The following is a 17626-nucleotide window of genomic DNA, read 5'->3' as shown; positions in this document are numbered from 1 at the left end:
GACATCTGATGTCGCAACGCGCCTTTTCAGACGACGGCGAAGGCGATGACGACGAGCGAGATCGCGATGATCCACAGTGCCCAGCGGCCGGAGCGGCTGTGCCGAGCTTCCGCCTTGCCGATCGCGTCGGCCGTTTCGGGGTCGAAACGCAGGCCGTGTTCGCTCATGTGAACGAGTTCCCGGTGCAGGGTTTCCGTCTTGGCGGCGATCTCCGGCAATGCTTCGGCAAGCTTCAGGCCCGCCTTCATCCCGTCCTTGAGGTCGGATGCGATGCGCTTGGGGCCGAGATTGTCGCGGATCCACTGGCCGACGACCGGTTCCGCGGCCTTCCACATGTTGAAACGCGGGTCGAGGATACGCGAAACGCCTTCGACGACGACCATGGTCTTCTGCAAGAGGATCAACTGCGGCTGGGTCTGCATCTCGAACAGGTCGGTCACTTCGAACAGCAGCGCCAGCAGCCGGGCCATGGAGATGGTTTCGGCGGGCTGACCGTGGATCGGCTCGCCGATCGCCCGGATCGCCTGCGCGAAGGCTGCAACGTCGTGATGCGCAGGCACATAGCCCGCTTCGAAATGCACCTCGGCGACACGCATATAGTCGCGGGTAATAAAGCCGTAGAGGATTTCGGCGAGGAAGCGTCGTTCCTTTTTGCCCAGCCGTCCGGTGATCCCCATGTCGACGGCGACGATCGTACCGTCCCGCTCGACGAAGAGGTTGCCGGGATGCATGTCGGCATGGAAGAAGCCGTCGCGAAGCGTGTGACGCAGGAAGGACTGGATCAGCACTTCTGCGAGCTTTTCCAGATCGTGGCCGGCAGCCCTCAGCGCCGGGACGTCGTTCATCTTGGCGCCGTCGATCCACTCCATGGTGATGACGTCGCGGCCGGTCCGTTCCCAGTCCACTTCAGGCACGCGGAAACCTGGGTCGTCCGCCGTGTTTTCGGCAATCTCGGAAAGGGCTGCAGCCTCCAGGCGCAGGTCCATTTCCATCTTGGTCGTCTGTTCCAGCGTCCGCGTCACCTCAATCGGGCGAAGCCGGCGGCTGGAGGGCATCAGGCGTTCCTGCATGCGGGCAACCACATACATGCCTTCGATGTCATTTGCGAAACGCTGGCGCACGCCGGGGCGCACCACTTTCACGGCCATCTTTTTGCCGTTCACTTCGGCCGGGTGCACCTGCGCGATCGAGGCGGCCGCAATCGGCTCTTCGAACGATGTGTAGAGATCACTGATCGGGCGGCCAAGCGAGGTCTCGACGGCGGTTTTCGCAGCATCCGTGGGGAAGAAGGCCATCCGGTCCTGCAGCATGGCAAGATCGACGGCCCAGTCGACGCCGACGACATCCGGACGGGTGGCGAGAAATTGGCCGATCTTCACATAGGAAGGACCAAGCCTTCCCACGGCGCGGGTCAGCCTTTCGCTGCGGGGCTGCTTCTTCGCCCTGAAACGGGTGAGCGGCTCGAGCATGGACTTGAGAATGCCGACGGCCGGCGGCAGGTCCTGTGTCGGCAGGGCCGAAACCACGCCTTCGCGGACAAGAACCCAGCCGACACGGGCGAGCCGGAAATAAGCGCCGATCGTGCTCATCGCTTCAGAGCTTCCAGCCGGAATGCAGCGCCGCGATCCCGCCGGTATAATTGGTGTAGCTCACGCGCGAAAAACCGGCGGTGCGGATCATCGCTGCGAAATTTTCCTGGTTGGGGAATTTGCGGATCGATTCCACCAGATACTGGTAGGGCTCGGAATCACCGGTGATCATCTTGCCGAAGCGCGGGATCGCCCGGAACGACCACTCGTCGTAAAACTTGTCGAGCAGCGGAAGTTCGACTTCCGAAAATTCCAGAACCAGCAACCGTCCGCCACGCTTCAGCACGCGAAAGGCTTCAGACAGCGCCACGTCGATGCGCGGAACGTTGCGGATCCCGAAGGCGACCGTATAGGCGTCGAAGGAATTGTCCTCGAAGGGCAGGGATTCTGCATTCGCCTCGATGAAATCGAGATTGCCGGACAGCTTTTTCTTCTGCGCCCGCTCGGCACCCACGGCCAGCATCGAGCCATTGATATCGAGCACCGTCGTATGGGCCTTGAGGCCCGAGGCCTCGACGATGCGGAATGCGACGTCGCCGGTGCCGCCCGCCACATCCAGCGTCCGGTAGCTTGCATCCTTGCGCGGATTGAGCGCGGTAATCATCGCGTCCTTCCACACCCGGTGCATGCCCGCCGACATGACGTCGTTCATCACGTCATAGCGCTTGGCGACCTTGTGGAATACGTCGTTGACGAGGCCCTGCTTTTCCCCATCGGCCACCTGGCGGAAGCCATAGGAGGTTTCCATTCCGCCTTCGGCGCGGGTGCGGGCTTCGGTCATGGGCAGCTCCTCGGTGTCTCTATCCAGGCGGACCATAGCGAAACCGGTTTCCGGACGCTATGTGGTGGATTACCGCCCGGTCTATAGAGCACCGGCGGCATCGTTGAAACAGGAAGTTAGGTAGACCATGCCCGAATTGCCAGAGGTCGAAACCGTTCGTCGCGGCCTTTCTCCGGCCATGGAGGGAGCAAAGCTTGCAAGGCTGCAGCTGAACCGCACCGATCTGCGCTTTCCGTTCCCGGAAAATCTTGTCGCCGCAGTCGAAGGCCGGCAGATCATCGCGCTGGGAAGACGCGCCAAATACCTGCTGATCGACCTCGAAGACGATCTCACCATCATTGCCCATCTCGGCATGTCCGGCTCGTTCAGGGTCGAGGAAGAGGCGCTTGGCACATTTCATCATCCGCGCTCCAAGGACGAGAAGCATGACCACGTCGTCTTTCATCTGGAGCGTGGCAACGAGACATTGAAGGTCATCTATAATGATCCGCGCCGTTTCGGCTTCCTGCATCTGGCAAAGCGCAGCGAGCTCGATCTCTACCCGGCATTTGCGCAACTCGGTCCGGAGCCGACCGGCAACGCGCTCGATGCGGAGTATCTCGGCAAGCGGTTTTCCGGCAAGGCGCAGCCATTGAAGAGCACGCTGCTCGATCAGACCGTGATCGCCGGTCTCGGCAATATCTATGTCTGCGAAGCGCTGTGGCGCGCGCACCTGTCGCCGAAGAGGGCAGCGGGCAGCATCGTCACGCCCAAGGGCCGGCCGAAGAAGGAGCTGGTGCTGCTGACGGAAGCGATCCGCGCTGTCATTGCCGATGCGATTGCAGCCGGCGGCTCGTCTCTGCGCGACCATATCCAGACGGACGGCTCGCTTGGCTATTTCCAGCATTCCTTCTCTGTCTATGACCAGGAGGATAAGCCCTGCCGCACGCCGGGCTGCGGCGGCACCGTTTCTCGTATCACCCAAGCCGGCCGCTCCACCTTCTACTGCCCGCGCTGCCAGAAGTGATCAGCCGTTGCAGGCGATGTTTGAACACGCATCCCTGTAAGGAGAGTGGGAGGGGTTATGGTCGCGAAAAGGACGCGGGACTTCGCCAAACGGCAAATTCAGCGGCACCCTTCATGCGAATCCGCGTTGACGAGGCGCGCTATACCGGTTATATGCCCGCCCACAGTTGGGAAAGCCTGATCGACGGCTTCCTCTATTGCTCCCGAATTGCTGGATTGATGGTCGCAGGACCTACGCGGCAACGGCGGAGTTTTGGTTCGAATTCGTAGAGAGGCATGATATGGCCAATACAACTTCGGCGAAAAAAGCGACCCGCAAGATCGCTAGCCGTACCGCAGTCAACAAGTCCCGCCGCTCGCGCGTTCGTGGCTTTATCCGCAAGGTTGAAGAAGCGATCGCAACGGGTGACGTATCCGTCGCTGCTGCTGCTCTGAAGGCAGCTCAGCCGGAAATCGCACGCGCTGCAACGAAGGGCGTCCTTCACAGCAACACGGCGTCCCGCAAGGTCTCGCGCCTGGCAGCTCGCGTCAAGGCACTCTCCGCCTAATATCACCTTTAGCGTGCATGCATCAAAAGCCTGGTCGGTCGACCGGGCTTTTTGTGATTCTAGGTCCTTTGTACTTCGTTAACCGGCTCAGTAACGGTTACGTGTCAGGTGCGTGACAGATTTTCCCGATGAAATACAAAGGCTTATGAGAGGTCTGCCCAAGTCTGGCGGCAATTCCGCCAACCCGCCGCCTGCTTTTTGAGTCAAGGTTTTTTTTATTTTTTCTCTGAATCGTACCATCAGAAATAGATGGATTTTGAATCCCATTGATTCAACTGGGATTCTTCTCCGCAACCCTCCGGCCATTCAAATCGCGCCCAGAGAGTCAACGGTCGCGCTCGGATTTTGCGTAAAATTCATCATTGATCTTGCCATTTGATCCTGCCTAAATGGCTTTTAGCGAGAGGCATGGAGATCACTCCTAGAGCCTGCCGACAACCGCTCGACACCGAGCGGCCCGGGGACTTTAAGCAGCTTGCGGCGAGATGTTTTTCTCGTTTCCTTATTTAACCGATGGTTGCAAGCCGGAAATTGGCTTTTCCGGCAACAGCTGAACTTATGCGTGACGGGGCCGACTGGGGAGTCGGAAGAAGGCAGTGGGAAGTCAGCGGCTCTTCATAACGAGGATGGAGCGTGCGCTGAGTTGCGGGTTGGCTCCCGCAGGTCTGGATCAGACGAGGTGATCCGGATCGATCTTTGATGGTCCGGGCGGTTGGCCTGGAACTTTAATCGATGGGGAAGGGCAGTCATCGTTTCCTCGCGGAGACGGGCTGTCGGACGTAGTTAAAAAGAATATGTCCTGGCGGGAAACAGAACCGCCGGGCTCCTATGGAAAAGGCGGCGAATAATGCAAATGAATAACGTATCGGCTCGTGCAACCGGCAACGGGGGCAATGCACGACAGGCGTTTGATTCCGTTTGCGCACAGGCGGCAGGGGAAACACCAGTTATGAAGCATGATGCTCTTTTCGAGCGGTTCAGTGTGCGTCTTAAAGCACAGGTCGGCCAGGATGTTTACGCAAGCTGGTTTGCAAGACTTAAGCTTCACACCGTCTCGAAGAGTGTCGTCAGGCTCACGGTGCCCACGACGTTTCTGAAGTCTTGGATCAACAACCGTTATCTTGATCTGATCACGTCGATCTTCCAGGCGGAAGATGCCGAGATCCTCAAGGTGGAGATCCTGGTCCGCACGGCAACCCGCGCTGCAAAGCCGGTATCGGATGTCCAGGACGGCGTCATTGGCTCGGATGCCCCGGCACCTGTCGCGTCGCAACGCCCGTCTGCACCGCGTGAGATCGGCAAGATCGCCACGTTCCCGACTGCCGCGTCCACCCCGGTTCGCCAGTCCTCGCAGCCCGGCCCGTTGTTCGGTTCGCCACTCGACAGCCGTTATACGTTCGACACGTTCGTTGAAGGCGCCTCGAACCGCGTGGCGCTTGCCGCTGCCAAGACGATTGCGGAAGCCGGTGCCGGTGCCGTGCGTTTCAACCCGCTGTTTATTCATTCCGGTGTCGGTCTCGGCAAGACCCACCTTCTGCAGGCCATCGCCAACGCCGCCGTCGGCAGCCCCCGCATGCCGCGCGTGGTCTATCTCACCGCCGAATATTTCATGTGGCGTTTCGCAACCGCGATCCGCGACAATGATGCCCTGACGCTCAAGGACAGCCTGCGCCATATCGATCTGTTGATCATCGACGACATGCAGTTCCTGCAGGGCAAGATGATCCAGAACGAATTCTGCCATCTGCTCAACATGCTGCTCGACAGCGCCAAGCAGGTCGTGGTTGCTGCCGACCGCGCGCCCTGGGAACTGGAATCGCTCGATCCGCGGGTTCGCTCGCGTCTGCAGGGCGGCGTGGCCATCGAGGTCGAGACGCCGGATTACGATATGCGCATGGAAATGCTCAAAGGTCGTCTCGCGGCTGCCCAGCAGGATGATCCATCGCTCGATATCCCGCACGAAATTCTCGATCACGTCGCACGCAGCGTCGTCAGCACCGGTCGCGAACTGGAAGGCGCGTTCAACCAGCTGCTGTTCCGTCGCTCGTTTGAGCCGAACCTCTCGATCGAGCGCGTCGACGAGCTTCTCGCCCATCTGGTCGGCGCCGGGGAAGCAAGGCGCGTCCGGATCGAGGATATCCAGCGCGTCGTGGCACGCCATTACAACGTCTCGCGGCAGGAACTGGTCTCCAACCGCCGCACCCGCGTCATCGTCAAGCCGCGCCAGGTCGCTATGTACCTCTCGAAAACCATGACGCCGCGCTCCTTCCCGGAAATCGGCCGTCGGTTTGGTGGCCGCGACCATACGACCGTGCTGCATGCGGTTCGCAAGATCGAGGACCTGATCTCGGGCGACAGCAAGCTCAGCCACGAGGTCGAGCTTCTGAAGCGCCTGATCAACGAAAACAATCTGTGATCATCGACTAACCGACCCAAGCCGGCTCTTATCCATCGGATGAGAGCCGGTTTTTGTTTGTCCGGGCGTTGACGGGATTTGGCTTCTGGCGCACACCAATTTTTCTGGTGTGCGAGGAGCGTGTCGTGTTTCTTTTATCCGTGGCGACCATCTGGGCTGTCGCCTGCATTACCCCCGGGCCAAATACGCTGCTGGTGATCCGCTATTGCCTCACAGCACCGCGCAGGGTTGCCATTACGGCAGCCATGGGAACGATTACCGGAACATGCCTGTGGGGCTTTGCGGGCTGGCTCGGGATCAATGCCCTGTTTCAGGCAGCCCCTTTCGCCTATGTCGCGCTGAAGATCGTCGGCGGTCTTTATCTCGTATGGCTCGGCCTGCGCGTCTTCATGGATGTCCGGAAGGCCCGGACAACACCCGAATTTGCCCCCACAGAACGCGAGATACCGCTGAGGAAGGCTTACCGACTGGGGCTTGCGACCAACCTCGCCAACCCGAAATCGGCTCTCTTCGTTGCTTCGCTGTTTGCCGCTACCATGCCGGCGGGCACGCCGTTTCTCTACGGGCTAGCGGCAATCGCTGTCATGGTCGCGGTTTCGGCCTGTTACTATACGTTTCTGGTCGGCCTGATCACCCATCCGCGGGTAGCGAGCGCTTATCTCAAGGCCAAGCAGAAGATCGACCTCGGCGTTGCCACCGTCTTCGTCGGCTTCGGCACCAAGCTTCTCCTGTCACAGAAGTAAGAGCCATGGCGGAGCACGATCAGACCCTCCGCTTCTACGCCGACAATGCGAAGGCCTATGCCGGTTATCGGGAAAAGGCGAACGAGATCAGGCTGGAAGCATTTCTCTCCCGCCTCTCTCCGGGTGCCCTAATTCTGGAACTCGGCTGCGGCAATGGCCGCGACAGCGGTTTCATGATTGAACGCGGCTTTGACGTCACCCCGACGGATGGCGTTGCGGAAATGGCAGAGCAAGCCTCGCGCCGCCTGGGGCGCACGGTTGCGGTACTGCGCTTCGGGGATATCGCCAGCGTGGCGGCCTATGACGGCGTCTGGGCCAATGCCTGCCTTCTCCACACGCCGATAAACGATCTTGCCGATATCCTTGCCCGCATCCATCGGGCGCTGCGCCCTGGCGGCATTTTCTACGCAAGCTACAAGACCGGCGGCGAAGAGATGACGGATGCGATAGGTCGCTATTACAACAACCCGTCGCGGCCCTGGCTCGAACAGGCCTACAGGACCGTCACGTGGTCATCGCTCGAGATAAGCACGAACGACGGCAGCGGCTATGATGACCGGCCGACCGAATGGCTGCATGTGACGGCGGTAAAGGCCTAGTCAGCAGGCGAGGTCGGCAACAACAGCATCGAGGATCAGCATGCCGGACGGCGTGCAGCGCAGCCTGGAATTTCCCAGCCGCTCGATAAAGCCGTGTTCCAGAAGCCGCTCTTCGCGGACCGGGTCCGGATCGCGGCCGGAAAGCTCCTGCCAGCGCGCCAGGTCGACGCCTTCGGTCAGGCGCAGTCCCATCAGAAGCAACTCGTCCGCCTGCTCGTCGAAGCCTAGCAGTTCCTGGTCGACCATGCCGTGGCCTTGTGTCTCGACCTGATCCAGCCAGGTCTCCGGACGCCGCTCGGTGGCAGTGGCGATCTTGTCGCGTCCCCGCGTCAGACGGCCATGCGCGCCGGGACCGATGCCGGCATAGTCGCCATAGCGCCAGTAGGTCAGGTTGTGCCGGCTTTCGGCACCCGGCTTGGCGTGGTTGGAGACCTCGTAGGCCGGCATGCCATGCGCGGCCGTGATCTCCTGCGTCGCCTCATAGAGAAGCGCCGACTGCTCGTCATCTGGAACGATCAGCTTACCAGCCTTGTGCAGGCCGTAGAACGGCGTGCCTTCCTCGATCGTCAGCTGATAAAGGGAAAGGTGATCGACGGCATAGGAAATGGCCTGCTTCAGCTCCGCTTCCCAAGCCTCCACCGTCTGCTTCGGCCGGGCGTAGATCAGGTCGAACGACATGCGCGGAAAGATCTCGCGCGCCAGCTTGATCGCCTTCAGCGCGTCGGCCACGTCATGCAGGCGGCCGAGGAATTTGAGATCCGTATCGTTGAGAGCCTGCACGCCCATCGAGACCCGGTTGATGCCGGCAGCCCTGTAGCCGCGAAAGCGTTCCGCCTCGACGCTGGAAGGGTTGGCTTCCATCGTGATCTCGATCCCGTCAGGCACATGCCAGTGCTGCGCGATCCCGTTGAGGATCGCCCCGACGGTTGAAGGATCCATCAGCGAAGGCGTACCGCCGCCCAGAAAGATGCTCGTGACCGTCTTCGGTCCGCTCATCTTGCGCATCGTTTCCATCTCTTTCAGAAACGCGGCGGTGTAGCGGAGCTGATCCACGGGCTGGTGGCGGACATGGCTGTTGAAATCGCAATAGGGGCATTTGGCCGCGCAAAACGGCCAGTGCACGTAAACGCCGAAGCCCGGCTCACCCGTGTCGGGTAGCAGCATGCCGGGAAAAAGGGGAGCGACGGCGTTCAATGGGGATCAGGCCTCCAGGCAGGTTTCGACGAACAGCTTGAACGCGCGGGCCCGGTGCGAAAGCGCGTGCTCATCGCCAGGCTTCCAGCCGTGCTTTTCCTCGCTGGTCATTTCGCCAAACGTGGTCTCGTGGCCTTCCGGCTGGAAGATCGGGTCGTAACCGAACCCGGCAGCACCACGCGGCGGCCAGGCGACAACGCCTTCGACATCGCCGCGGAAGAGTTCGGTGTGGCCGTCCGGCCAGGCAAGGCAGAGAACGCTCACAAAACGGCAGCTGCGCTTGTCGGGCGTGGTCGCACCTTTTTTCTGCAGCGCGTCTTCCACCTTCTGCATCGCCATCGCGAAATCGCGGCTGCCATCCTCGCGCTCGGCCCAGTTGGCGGTATAGACACCGGGAGCACCGTCCAGCGCATCGATGACGATGCCGCTATCGTCGGAAAGGGCGGGCAGGCCGGACGCCTTGGCAGACGCAAGCGCCTTGATCGCCGCATTTTCCTCGAATGTCGTGCCGGTCTCGTCCGGTTCCTCGAACTTCAGTTCGGCTGCGGACTTTGCCGAAAAGCCGAACGGACCGATCAATTCGGCAATCTCACGGATCTTGCCGGCATTGTGGCTGGCAACGACGATCGTTTTCGTCTCAAGCTTGCGCATGAAGGTTCCTATAGATTCAAGAGCCTCGGCTCTGCGCATTCCAGGCTGTTGCCGGCCGGGTCACGGAAATAGATGGATCGGGCGCCGGTCGGCCAGCGAAAATCGCTTTCAATCACGATGCCCGCCTTGTTGAGCTTTTCGACCATTCTGTCAATCGCCGGGCCGTCCATACGAAAGCACACATGCCCCGGTCCTGTCGTGCCATGCGGCGGAACCGGCAGCGCATCATCAGGCGGCGACTTCAGCGTCTCGGCGCGATTGAAGATCAACAGGATGCCGGGTCCGCATCGGTAAAACACGTGGCGATCGCCGGCCCGCAGCACCCGCTCAAGCCCGAGCAGTTCACCGTAAAAGGCTTCCGCCGCATCGAGATCATCGACATAGAGCGCTGTTTCGAGAATGCCGTCGATCAAAACAGTGGCTCCCTTGTCTGATGCTGCCCCGCCATGAAGGCGGGGGAGGAGGTTCGATCGAGAGGTAGTCTCTCTGGAAAGGAAGACTGCCCCTCGCAACTCTTGGATCAGCCAGCGTTGAAATCAGCCGCCGATCGCCTGCTTCTGCAGAGCTACCAGTTCCCGGGTGCCGTCCTGTGCCAGCGACAGCAGGTTGAGGAATTCCTCCTGGCTGAAGGGAGCCCCCTCGGCCGTGCCCTGAATCTCGACGATGCCGCCGCTACCCGTCATGACGAAATTCGCGTCTGTCTCGGCGGCCGAATCTTCGAGATAGTCGAGATCGATGACCGGCTGGCTTGCAAAGATGCCGCACGAGATCGCCGCGACATGGTCTTTCAGAACCTTGTCGAGCTTGATCATCGAGCGGGTGTCCATCCATTTCAGGCAATCGTACAGCGCCAGCCAGCCACCGGTAATGGCCGCCGTGCGGGTGCCGCCATCGGCCTGGATCACGTCGCAGTCGATGGTGATCTGCTTTTCGCCAAGCGCGGAAAGGTCGACCACGGCGCGCAGCGAACGGCCAATCAGGCGCTGGATTTCCTGGGTACGGCCACCCTGCTTGCCTGTCGCAGCCTCGCGCTTCATCCGGTCGCCGGTGGCGCGCGGCAGCATTCCGTATTCGGCGGTGACCCAGCCCTTGCCGGAATTGCGCAGCCACGGCGGCGTCTTTTCTTCAAGGCTTGCGGTGCACAGAACATGGGTATCGCCGAACTTGACGAGACAGGAGCCCTCGGCATGCTTGGAGAAATTGCGCTCGAACGAAATCTTGCGCATCTGATTTGTCTGTCTGCCTGAAGGCCGCATCCGTCACTCCCTGGATTATTGTTTCCGCCTTCTAAGGCTCGGAGCCGGCATTTGCAAAGAATTTCCCTTTTGCGGATGCGCAAGTGAGCGACTATATCTGGGAGATGAGGTCAGCAGCATGGTAAAGGGGCCAATGGTATTTCCGGGACTGACGGGTCGCGACAACGGCTCCGTGCTTGATGATCGTTCGCGGGAAATCTTTCGCCGCATCGTGGAAAGCTATCTGGAATCCGGCGAGCCGGTCGGTTCGCGCAATCTGTCGCGACTTCTGCCGATGTCGCTGTCACCGGCCTCGGTGCGCAACGTCATGAGCGATCTGGAAGAGCTCGGCCTCATCTACTCGCCGCATATCAGTGCAGGCCGCATGCCGACCCAGACAGGGCTGCGGTTCTTTGTCGATGCCTTCATGCAGGTCGGCAATCTCTCGGAAGAAGACCGCGCCAGCATCGACCGGCAGATCCGTCCGCCGGATCGCGATCAGACGCTCGAAAACCTGATGGCCGATGCAAGCCTGATGCTGTCTGGCGTCTCGCGCGGCGCCGGCATCGTCATCACCGCCAAGAACGATCCCGTCCTCAAACATGTCGAGTTCATCCGCCTGGAGCCCACCAAGGCGCTGGCCGTCCTTGTTGGCGATCATAATCAGGTGGAGAACCGGATTATCGACCTGCCCGCAGGCGTGACCTCGTCGCAGCTCGGCGAGGCCGCAAATTTCCTCAACGCGCATCTCGCCGGCCAGACGCTGCCGGAATTTCGCGGCCAGATGAAAATGCTGAAGGAACAGGTCGCAAGCGAGCTTCACACGCTGTCGCATGATCTGGTGGAGCGAGGCCTCGCCTTCTGGTCGGGCGATCAGGAGGACGGAAAGCCGGGCCAGCTTATCGTCCGCGGCCGGGCAAACCTCTTGGAAGGTCTGGCCGATGTCAGCGATCTCGATCGGCTGCGTCTGCTGTTTGATGATCTCGAAAAGAAGGACAGCCTGATCGAGATCCTCGACCTTGCCGAAAAGGGACCGGGAGTGCGGATCTTCATCGGTTCGGAAAACAAACTGTTCTCCCTGTCCGGCTCCTCGCTCATCGTTGCGCCCTATCGTGACGGCGAGGAACGCATCGTCGGCGCGGTCGGCGTGATCGGCCCAACCCGGCTCAATTACTCCCGCATCGTGCCCATGGTGGATTACACGGCGCAGCTGCTCGCAAGGCTATCCCGCTAGGATGTTCCCAAGGCCTTGATTTTTTCGCCCCGAACCTCGATATCGGGCGCAACCACCCTTCCAGATTCCAATACGCACCGGAGACCGTCATGACCGACGAAACCAAGAAGAACGGACCTGACGCAGCTGCTGTCGAAAACACGGCGGAAGCCGTGGCGTCCGCTCTCGAAGACGCCGCCGATCAGAGCGCAGGGGAAGCCTTCTTCGCGCAGGAGCCCGATCCGATCGATGTGCTCAAGGCCGAAAATTCCGATCTGCGCGATCGTTTCATGCGGCTTGCCGCAGAAATGGACAACCTTCGCCGCCGCACCGAGCGTGAAGTAAAGGATGCCAAGTCCTACGCCGTCTCGGGCTTTGCCCGCGACATGCTGGCCGTCTCGGACAATCTGCGCCGCGCGCTCGACACTGTTCCGGCAGACAAGCGTGCCGGAGCCGATGCGACGCTGACGAGCCTGCTTGAAGGCGTCGAAATGACCGAGCGTGGCATGCTGTCGACACTCGAGCGGCACGGCGTCAAGAAGATCGATGCCGAAGGCGAGAAGTTCGATCCGAACTTCCATCAGGCCATGTTCGAGATCCCGAATGCGGATGTACCCAACAACACTGTCATGCAGGTCGTCCAGGCCGGCTTCATTATTGGCGAACGCGTCTTGCGCCCGGCCATGGTCGGCGTCGCCAAGGGCGGCCCGAAGGTTGAAGCAGCGGCGGCTGAAGACAAGAAGGACTGAGCTCCTTAGAGCCTTTCCAAGAAAAATGGGCGCCTCGGGCGCCCATTTGCGTTTGGCGACCGCGGGTAAGGATCAGTGCGTCGTATCCAGCGAAACATGCGCCAGGGAACGGATCAGGGCCAGTTCCGAATTGAGATGGGCTCGGGTCTTCTTGTCCGCATCGCCGATCAGTCCCTCCTGACCATCGGCAATTTTGAAGATTGCATCGAGCTCATCGAGAAGATGGGGATCCTTGATCGCCAGCAGGATGATAACCGCCTTGAGCAGTCTGTCATTCGCAGCGATCCTGGCACGTATGTCGTCATTCATGTCTATCTCCTTCAACGGGAAAGACATGTGGCGTATTTGACAAAAGGCAATTCTAAAGAGGGTTCGAAAACAAGATTAGCCGCTCCATTCGAGGGCGAACGGGCGGCTTTACTCTATAGAAAAGGAGTATAGAGCCGCCTCAGGCGGCGTGGTTTGCCTGTTCTGCATTCAGAAAGGCGTAGATTGCCGACGCGGAATCGGTCTTGCGAAGCTTGGCGACGAGATCCTGATCGCGCAATACGCGGGCAATACGCGAAAGCGCCTTCAGGTGGTCGGCACCGGCGCCCTCTGGGGCGAGCAGCAGGAACACAAGATCGACCGGCTCGTCATCAAGCGCTTCGAAGTCGATCGGCGATTCCAGGCGGGCGAACACGCCCTTGATGGACGATATGCTGCTGAGCTTGCCATGTGGGATGGCAATGCCGTGGCCAACGCCCGTCGACCCCAGCCGCTCCCGTTGCAGGATGACGTCGAAGATCTCCCGCTCGGGAACACCCGTCAGCTTGGCCGCTTTCACAGCAAGTTCCTGAAGAAGCTGCTTCTTGGAGGTCACTTTAAGGGCAGGAACAATCGCATCTTGCTGCAGCAAATCCGCCAAAGCCATTCTTATCATCCTTTTGCCGCGAAGGGCGAAGAGAGCGCCAAAGGCGCTCTCCCGAGAGTTTTTAGTTCTTCATACCGGTGGAATCGATCCAACCGATATTTCCGTCATTGCGCCGGTACACGATGTTCAGCTCCTTTCCAGGGCTGCGGAACAACAGGACCGGTTCGTCCGTCATGTCGAGCGCCATCACGGCGGTCGCAACGGACATCGTCATCAACTGCTTCGTGCTTTCCGCAACGATGGTCGGTGCGAAATCGTCTGGCACGTCGTCTTCTTCATCCGGTACACGGTCCATGACCGTGTAAGCCACTTCGGAAAAACCGTTCGCGTGATTGCCGGCGTGATGGTCCTTCAGTCGACGCTTGTAGCGACGAAGGCGTTTTTCGATCCGCTCCGCTGCAGCATCGAAACTTGCCTGTGGATCATTCGCTTCTCCGGCCGCATGCAGGACGATCCCGGTATCGAGATGCACCTTGCAATCTGCCGAAAAACGCGAGCCGGACTTCTCGACGATCACCTGACCCGAATACCCCCCGTCGAAGTATTTGGTCACTGCACCGCCGATGTGGTCCTCGATCTTCTGTCGAAACGAGTCGCCGATTTCCATATGTTTACCGGATACACGCACACTCATGGAGTTACTCCTTATTGTCGTGACTTGCATGTTCCAGTCTACGCCAACCGGCCTCTTGATCCAAGCGGTTCACGAATGGCAGGGCCAAATTGGTTTGGGAATTGGTTTAGATCCCGTGTCGCCCGGTCAGGTTGCGGCGGGTCTCTAAACTGCCATTAACGGAATGTCAATCTGTGCGGCACGTGTGGCGAATACCGGGTCGCCTATGACTGCACTCGATATGTGAGGCTAGAACGCTGCCAGTTTCGCGATGGCGCGCTTTTCCCGCCTGCGTTGCACCGATGACGGAATGTTCATCGCCTCGCGATATTTCGCCACCGTCCGGCGCGCAAGTTCGACACCGCCCTGTTTGAGGCTGATGACAATGTCGTCATCCGACAGGACGGCACTCGGCAGCTCCTGAGAAATCAACAACCGGATGCGATGCCGCACCGATTCGGCCGAATGGGTGTCTCCACCTTCTTCCGCCGAGCCGATCGACACTGTGAAGAAGTATTTCAGTTCGAACAGGCCGCGTGGCGTCAGCACATACTTGTTGGAGGTGACGCGGCTGACGGTGGATTCGTGCATCTTGATGGCCTCTGCCACCGTCTTCAGGTTGAGCGGTCGCAGGTGATCGACGCCATGCAGCAGGAAGGCATCCTGCTGGCGTACGATCTCGCTTGCCACTTTCATGATCGTCTTGGCGCGCTGGTCGAGGCTGCGGGCGAGCCAGTTCGCCGTCTGCATGCAGTCCGACAGAAAATTGTGATCTTCGCCGTTCTTCGGGCAGTGTTTGGAGACCGTGTTGAAATAGGTCTGATTGACCAGAACGCGCGGCAGGGTATCGGGATTGAGTTCGACGTTCCATCCACCATCAAGCGATGGCCGGACCACGACATCAGGTGAGATCGATTGTGAGAACCCGCCCTCGAAGCCTGCACCCGGCTTCGGGTTGAGCTTGCGGATTTCAGCCATCATGTCGATCAGATCTTCGTCGTCCACGCCGCAGATCTTGCGCAGAGACGCAAAGTCACGCTTGGCGAGAAGATCGAGGTGATCGATCAGCGCTGCCATGGCCGGGTCCAGCCGGTCGTTCTGGCGCAGCTGGATCGCCAGGCATTCGCTCAGGCTACGGCAAAATACCCCGGGTGGATCGAAGGTTTGCAGCTGAATGAGAACGGCCTCTACCGCCTCCGGCGCCTTGCCGAGACGGGCCGCGACCTCTTCGATGTCGCCCTGGAAATAGCCGGCATCGTCCAACTGGTCGAGCAGGTCCTGGGCGATCAACCGGTCGCCCGGGGTGGTCACCACGAAAGGCAGCTGTTGTCCGAGATGATCGCGCAGGGTCACCTGACCCGCAACGAAATCGTCGAGGTCGTAGTCCTCGCCGGCATCGCCGCCGGGCATCGATTTCCACTGGCCGAGAAGTTCGGGCGCGTCCGGCCGCTGTGCCGGTGCGTCGTCGGGAAACACGTTTTCAAGGCTGGCATCGAGGTGATCGCCAAGCTTGGCCGTGCCGTCGCGGGTTGCGCTCTCATACCAGTCGAGGGAGCCGACATCGGCTTGCGCCGCCGATTGGCCTTCGAACGGTCCGTCATCCTCGCGCGAACCGGAAAACTCCAGATCGCGGGGATCAAGCCCGCCTAAATCCGCATCACCATCGCCGTCGCCTGCCGCTATTTCGAGCAGCGGATTTTTCTCGACTTCCTGCGCGATGAACTGGTTGAGTTCAAAATGCGTCATCTGCAGCAGCTGAATGGACTGCATCAGCTGCGGTGTCATCACCAGCGATTGGCTCTGTCGCAGAAAAAGACTGGCAGATAACCCCATGGCGGACGCGAAACTCCCGTGATCTCCTTAAAATCATGCGGTCATCGCACGATAGTTGAGAGGAAGACACCGAGATTATCGGCGCCATCCTTCAACTGGCACAAGAATTGCTTTTTTGATAGATTTGGTCAAGCGGCACGAAGCGGGAAAGTGGATTCTTTCTGGCCTCAGAGGCTGAACTTGTCGCCAAGGTAAAGACGACGAACATCCGGATTGTTGACGATATCGTCGGCCCTGCCATGCGTCAGGACTTCGCCTGCGTGAATAATGTAGGCGCGATCGATGAGACCCAGCGTTTCGCGGACGTTGTGATCCGTTATCAGTACCCCGATACCGCGCGCCGTCAAGTGGCGAACCAGGTTCTGGATGTCGGAAACGGAAATCGGGTCGACACCGGCAAACGGCTCGTCCAGCAGCATGAAGGCAGGGTCGGTCGCCAGCGCGCGGGCGATCTCGAGGCGACGCCGTTCGCCACCCGACAACGCGACAGCCGCGGACTTGCGCAACTGGCTGATGTGGAATTCTTCCAGCAACTCGTCGAGCTTCGCTTCGCGCTTGTCGCGGTTCGGTTCGTGCACTTCGAGAACCGCCCGGATATTGTCTTCGACGGACAGTCCGCGAAAGATCGAGGCTTCCTGCGGCAGGTAGCCGACGCCGAGACGCGCGCGCCGATACATCGGCATATGCGTCACCTCGTTGCCATTGATGGCAATCATGCCCTCATCGACAGGCACAAGCCCGGTGATCATGTAGAAACACGTCGTCTTGCCGGCGCCGTTCGGTCCGAGCAGGCCGACAGCCTCGCCCTTGCGAACGACCAGCGATACGCCGTTCACCACGCGCCGCGTGTCATAGGTCTTGGAAAGACCATGCGCCACCAGCGTACCCTCATAGCGCGCCTTGTCGCGTGCAATGAAAGGTTCGGTCACGGGCGACCGGTCGGCGGACCGGTTGGAGAGGAAAGGTATTTTCAAGGGCTTGGATTTCTATTGCTTAGGTCGCGACTTCGGGTCGAGCATGATTTCCACGCGGCCACCGCAGGAATCGAGCTTCGCCTGTCCGGTCGCCATCTGCACGGTCAGCTTGCAGCCGCGAAACACGTTGGCGCCTTCGGAAAGCACCACTTGCTTGCCGGAAAGCACGAAGGTCTGCGAGGTCATGTCGAACTCGCCCTTTTCGGCGGTCGCCTGCTGAGTGCCCGAGGTGAGGAAAACGGTGTCGTCGAGAAAGATCTTGTCGATGTCGGTGCTGCCGGAGGTCACCGAAGCGCCTTCACCTTTGTAAAGCACGGTCATCTTGCCGGCCTTCATCGTGGTCGTACCCTGCACCACCTGCACATTGCCGGTGAAGAAGGCACGTTTTTCCTGATCCTTGATTTCCAGCTGGTCGCTCTGGATCTGGATCGGCGCATCGTTGGAAAGCTTCAAGCCTTCCATCTTGCTGCTGGTGGTCTGGGCGGTCGCGCTAAAGGCAAGGCCGAACATCAGTCCGGTGGCCATTACGGCGGAAGAGATACGAAAGAGTCGATTCGTCATTGCGGCCGT

At 59.9% G+C, this 17626-nt stretch carries 19 protein-coding genes; 7 read left to right on the top strand and 12 right to left on the bottom strand.

Annotated features, from left to right (window positions below):
• Positions 1-26 precede the first annotated feature (26 nt).
• Both ubiB and ubiE read right to left on the bottom strand, forming a co-directional pair.
• Complete coding sequence (gene ubiB / locus ACQY1J_RS19185) at positions 27-1589, bottom strand: 2-polyprenylphenol 6-hydroxylase (RefSeq protein ID WP_062454040.1); 1563 nt, start codon at positions 1587-1589, stop codon at positions 27-29.
• A 4-nt stretch (positions 1590-1593) separates the two neighbouring features.
• Complete coding sequence (ubiE, locus tag ACQY1J_RS19180; protein ID WP_062454932.1) at positions 1594-2370, bottom strand: bifunctional demethylmenaquinone methyltransferase/2-methoxy-6-polyprenyl-1,4-benzoquinol methylase UbiE; 777 nt, start codon at positions 2368-2370, stop codon at positions 1594-1596.
• 127 nt (positions 2371-2497) lie between these two features.
• On the opposite strand from ubiE, the gene mutM reads away from it, so the two are divergent.
• From mutM to ACQY1J_RS19155, 5 genes are all read left to right on the top strand, one after another.
• A complete protein-coding gene (gene mutM, locus ACQY1J_RS19175; protein WP_430250581.1) occupies positions 2498-3376 on the top strand; it encodes a bifunctional DNA-formamidopyrimidine glycosylase/DNA-(apurinic or apyrimidinic site) lyase in 879 nt (292 codons plus the stop codon).
• Positions 3377-3656: 280 nt separating this feature from the next.
• On the top strand, positions 3657-3923 hold the full coding sequence (rpsT, locus tag ACQY1J_RS19170; RefSeq protein ID WP_062454038.1) for a 30S ribosomal protein S20: 267 nt from the start codon (positions 3657-3659) through the stop codon (positions 3921-3923).
• Between the two features lie 847 nt (positions 3924-4770).
• The gene (gene dnaA / locus ACQY1J_RS19165; protein WP_062454037.1) at positions 4771-6339 is read left to right on the top strand and encodes a chromosomal replication initiator protein DnaA; all 1569 of its coding nucleotides are present in this window, start codon (positions 4771-4773) and stop codon (positions 6337-6339) included.
• A gap of 125 nt (positions 6340-6464) precedes the next feature.
• Positions 6465-7082 (top strand): LysE family translocator, encoded by a 618-nt coding sequence (locus ACQY1J_RS19160; RefSeq protein WP_184654175.1) that lies wholly within the window; start codon positions 6465-6467, stop codon positions 7080-7082.
• A gap of 5 nt (positions 7083-7087) precedes the next feature.
• Positions 7088-7681 carry a class I SAM-dependent methyltransferase gene (locus ACQY1J_RS19155; RefSeq protein ID WP_430250580.1) on the top strand — a complete coding sequence of 198 codons (594 nt, stop codon included), beginning with the start codon at positions 7088-7090 and terminating at the stop codon, positions 7679-7681.
• Here the strand turns inward: ACQY1J_RS19155 and hemW are convergent, their stop codons facing one another.
• The 4 genes from hemW to rph all read right to left on the bottom strand — a co-directional run bounded on the left by hemW (position 7682) and on the right by rph (position 10782).
• Positions 7682-8845 (bottom strand): radical SAM family heme chaperone HemW, encoded by a 1164-nt coding sequence (gene hemW, locus ACQY1J_RS19150; protein ID WP_062454924.1) that lies wholly within the window; start codon positions 8843-8845, stop codon positions 7682-7684.
• Positions 8846-8881: 36 nt separating this feature from the next.
• Positions 8882-9526, bottom strand: a complete 645-nt coding sequence (gene rdgB / locus ACQY1J_RS19145; protein WP_430250579.1) for an RdgB/HAM1 family non-canonical purine NTP pyrophosphatase — start codon at positions 9524-9526, stop codon at positions 8882-8884.
• An 8-nt stretch (positions 9527-9534) separates the two neighbouring features.
• A complete protein-coding gene (locus ACQY1J_RS19140; RefSeq protein WP_430250578.1) occupies positions 9535-9939 on the bottom strand; it encodes a VOC family protein in 405 nt (134 codons plus the stop codon).
• A 123-nt stretch (positions 9940-10062) separates the two neighbouring features.
• Positions 10063-10782, bottom strand: a complete 720-nt coding sequence (gene rph, locus ACQY1J_RS19135) for a ribonuclease PH (RefSeq protein WP_092663772.1) — start codon at positions 10780-10782, stop codon at positions 10063-10065.
• Positions 10783-10915: 133 nt separating this feature from the next.
• On the opposite strand from rph, the gene hrcA reads away from it, so the two are divergent.
• Positions 10916-11995: a heat-inducible transcriptional repressor HrcA gene (gene hrcA, locus ACQY1J_RS19130; protein ID WP_062454032.1), complete on the top strand. Its 1080-nt coding sequence runs from the start codon at positions 10916-10918 to the stop codon at positions 11993-11995.
• A gap of 89 nt (positions 11996-12084) precedes the next feature.
• Positions 12085-12723: a nucleotide exchange factor GrpE gene (gene grpE, locus ACQY1J_RS19125; protein ID WP_062454031.1), complete on the top strand. Its 639-nt coding sequence runs from the start codon at positions 12085-12087 to the stop codon at positions 12721-12723.
• A 72-nt stretch (positions 12724-12795) separates the two neighbouring features.
• Here grpE and ACQY1J_RS19120 read toward each other — a convergent pair whose 3' ends face one another.
• From ACQY1J_RS19120 to ACQY1J_RS19095, 6 genes are all read right to left on the bottom strand, one after another.
• Complete coding sequence (locus tag ACQY1J_RS19120) at positions 12796-13032, bottom strand: hypothetical protein (protein WP_062454030.1); 237 nt, start codon at positions 13030-13032, stop codon at positions 12796-12798.
• A gap of 139 nt (positions 13033-13171) precedes the next feature.
• A complete protein-coding gene (ptsN, locus tag ACQY1J_RS19115) occupies positions 13172-13636 on the bottom strand; it encodes a PTS IIA-like nitrogen regulatory protein PtsN (protein ID WP_062454029.1) in 465 nt (154 codons plus the stop codon).
• 61 nt (positions 13637-13697) lie between these two features.
• Positions 13698-14270 (bottom strand): ribosome hibernation-promoting factor, HPF/YfiA family, encoded by a 573-nt coding sequence (gene hpf / locus ACQY1J_RS19110; RefSeq protein ID WP_062454028.1) that lies wholly within the window; start codon positions 14268-14270, stop codon positions 13698-13700.
• Between the two features lie 228 nt (positions 14271-14498).
• A complete protein-coding gene (rpoN, locus tag ACQY1J_RS19105) occupies positions 14499-16082 on the bottom strand; it encodes an RNA polymerase factor sigma-54 (protein WP_062454027.1) in 1584 nt (527 codons plus the stop codon).
• 167 nt (positions 16083-16249) lie between these two features.
• Positions 16250-17050 (bottom strand): LPS export ABC transporter ATP-binding protein, encoded by an 801-nt coding sequence (gene lptB / locus ACQY1J_RS19100; protein WP_371816128.1) that lies wholly within the window; start codon positions 17048-17050, stop codon positions 16250-16252.
• An 18-nt stretch (positions 17051-17068) separates the two neighbouring features.
• Positions 17069-17617, bottom strand: a complete 549-nt coding sequence (locus ACQY1J_RS19095) for an LptA/OstA family protein (protein ID WP_113166971.1) — start codon at positions 17615-17617, stop codon at positions 17069-17071.
• Positions 17618-17626 lie beyond the last annotated feature (9 nt).

This window comes from Neorhizobium sp. DAR64860/K0K1 (genome assembly GCF_050500205.1).
In the GTDB taxonomy this organism is placed as follows: domain Bacteria; phylum Pseudomonadota; class Alphaproteobacteria; order Rhizobiales; family Rhizobiaceae; genus Neorhizobium; species Neorhizobium soli.
This window is presented reverse-complemented; position numbering and strand designations above follow the sequence as displayed.